The sequence below is a fragment of the Lentzea kentuckyensis genome (assembly GCF_002150765.1).
Lineage (GTDB): Bacteria > Actinomycetota > Actinomycetes > Mycobacteriales > Pseudonocardiaceae > Lentzea > Lentzea kentuckyensis.
Map to the genome: position 1 here is coordinate 1 of NZ_MUYM01000187.1, position 2,404 is coordinate 2,404.

The 2,404-nt window shown below is 70.2% G+C and carries 2 protein-coding genes; one reads left to right on the forward strand and one right to left on the reverse strand.

The window, feature by feature from the left end:
• Positions 1 to 441: 441 nt before the first annotated feature.
• Positions 442 to 1,683 carry a transglutaminase-like domain-containing protein gene (locus B0F77_RS45605; protein WP_425435831.1) on the forward strand — a complete coding sequence of 414 codons (1,242 nt, stop codon included), beginning with the start codon at positions 442 to 444 and terminating at the stop codon, positions 1,681 to 1,683.
• Between the two features lie 24 nt (positions 1,684 to 1,707).
• Here B0F77_RS45605 and B0F77_RS45610 read toward each other — a convergent pair whose 3' ends face one another.
• Complete coding sequence (locus tag B0F77_RS45610; RefSeq protein WP_143467277.1) at positions 1,708 to 2,226, reverse strand: hypothetical protein; 519 nt, start codon at positions 2,224 to 2,226, stop codon at positions 1,708 to 1,710.
• Between the last annotated feature and the right edge of the window lie 178 nt (positions 2,227 to 2,404).

Consider the following 2,404-nt stretch of genomic DNA (forward strand, 5'->3'; position numbering starts at 1 on the left):
ACGGCGGCGCGGCCCGCGCCGGCCACGCCCGAGTTGCTGGTGCCGGGGTTGTTGCTGATCATCGGTGTTTCCACGGGCACGGTGTTGTCGGTTACCAAGCGCGGGACGGCCTTGTTCGTGCCGGCGCTCGGAGCAGCGGCGTTGTACGTGTCGGCGGCGCTGCTCACCACGGGGCGTGCGGACCGGTATGGCCTGGTGGCGCTCACCTTGGTCGTGTTGCTGGCGTTGGGGTGGCTGATCATCGACCGGCGCGGGCCGGTGGTGCCGCCCGCGATTCTGGCCACGGGGCTGGCCGCGTTGACGTTGCTGACCTTTGTGTTGCCCACCAACGGGTTCGAGCCGCGCAAGCTGGTCACGCCGCCGGTCACCGAGGTGGCCATCGCCAACCCGCTGCCGCAGCTCGCGGCTTGGGCGGCGCAGGGGGACGCCGAGTTGTTCCGGATGCGTGGGCCCGAGGTGCCGGTGCGGCTGGTGACGCTCAGCCGGTATTCGGGGGCGTCGTGGGAGGCGGCGTCGACCTACGGGCCGCTTGGTGTGGTGGACGCGCCTGATCTGCCGATCGGCGGGAAGTTCCAGGACGCCAGCGTCGATCTGCGGATCACCGGGTTGTCGGGGGAGTGGCTGCCCGGTGTNNCGCTGGTGGTGGCGGAGGGGCTCAGGACCGGGCTCAGCTACACGGTGAGAGGCACCCTGGAGACGCCTGCCGACACCGATCTGGCCGAGGCGCGGGTGCCCGCGGACGCGACCAGGTACACGGCGTTGCCGCGGTTGCCGTTCACGTTGGCGGAGTACGCGCGGCAGGCGACCGCGAGTGCGCGCACGCCGTACGAGAAGGCTGTTGCGCTGGAACAGGTTGTGCGGCTCAACCGGCGGCCGGACGCCGAGGCGCCGGTCGGGTCGTCGTACGCTCGGCTGGAGACGTTCCTGTTCGGGCAGGCCGGTGAGGCCGGGGCCGGGGCGGGGACCGCCGAGCAGTTCGCGTCGGCCTATGCGGTGCTGGCGCGGGCGGTCGGATTGCCCACTCGGGTGGTGATCGGGTTCCAGCCGGTGCCGGAACAGAACGGCGAACGGATCGTTCGTGCCGCCGATGCCACGGCCTGGCCCGAGGTGTACTTCAGCGGGTGGGGCTGGGTGGCGTTCGATCCGGTGTCCGGCAACGGAAGCGGGCCCAGCGCGGCCTCGAAGCGCGAGGTGCTGAACCGGCTCGCGTCGACCACCGCCAAGCCGACGCCGACCTCGTTGCCGTCGGTGCCGCCGCTGGTGCAGCCGACCGCGGTGCGGCCCGACACCGTTGCCGCACCACGACAAACGAACGGGTTCCCGTTCTGGGCGTTCGTCCCGGCGGTACTTCTCGTCGCGTTGTACGTGGCGCGGACGTCGCGGCGGGTGCGGCTGCGGGCGGCCGGGCCGGTGGGAGCGTGGAACGAGGTGCTGGACTCGTTGCAACTGGCCGGGTTCCGGCCGAAACCGAGCCGTACCGTGCCGGACGTCGCGAGCGAGTGGGGTGAGGCGGGCGCACGGCTGGCGGTGCTGGTGGACCACGCCGCTTTCGCGCCACAGCCGGCCCAGGGCGAGAACAGCTGGCGGTTGGCCCGGCAGGTGAGGAAAGCGGTGCGGCGCAAGGCTTCCTGGTGGCGCAAGGTGGTGTGGGCGATCGACCCGCGGCCGTTGTTCCGCCGTTGACGGACCCGTTGACAGGGCCGGGAGTCAGCGCACCACCTGCGCGGGAATGCAGTTCTCCCAGGTGACCTTGAGCAACGCCTCGCACAGCGCGGGCGCCACGTCCGACGGGAACGGGCCGATCCACACGAACTGGGTGAACCTCGTGTCCTGGGGGACGATGGCGTCGCAGACGTCGTCCCGCCTGGTCAGCAGCGCGGTTTGGCCGCGCAGCGCCGGGTTCGCGCTCTCCCGGTGTCTCACCCACATCGTTTCGTAGTCCAGCAACACTTTGACGTCCTCCGTCCGCATCGCGCCCTCCAGCGAGTGCAGCACGAGGACGGATGAGCCCGGATCACACGGCATGTCGGTGTATTCGAGCTGAACGGGCTCGTTCCTGGGTGTGGTGATGCCGGAGCCGACCGGAGACGACTGCCGTAAACCGCCGCCGATCAGCACCCCGATTCCGATGCCGACGACGAGCGGGATGGCCGCCCACGCCACGAGTGTGCGGCGCCTGCGTCCACGAGCGAACAACGGTGGGCCGGCGTAACGAGCGCTTTGCACCGGGGGACCGTACGCCAATTGATACGCACACAACAATGCGCCGAATTACGTCTAGTTCTTGTTGGCGCACACCTTGGCAGAGCTACCACGTTCGCCGTTGTAGCCGAACGCCGCGATCTGGAAGCAACGCCGCTGGCCGCTGCCGTCCTCGACGACGTAGGTGGTCGCGCCACCGGTC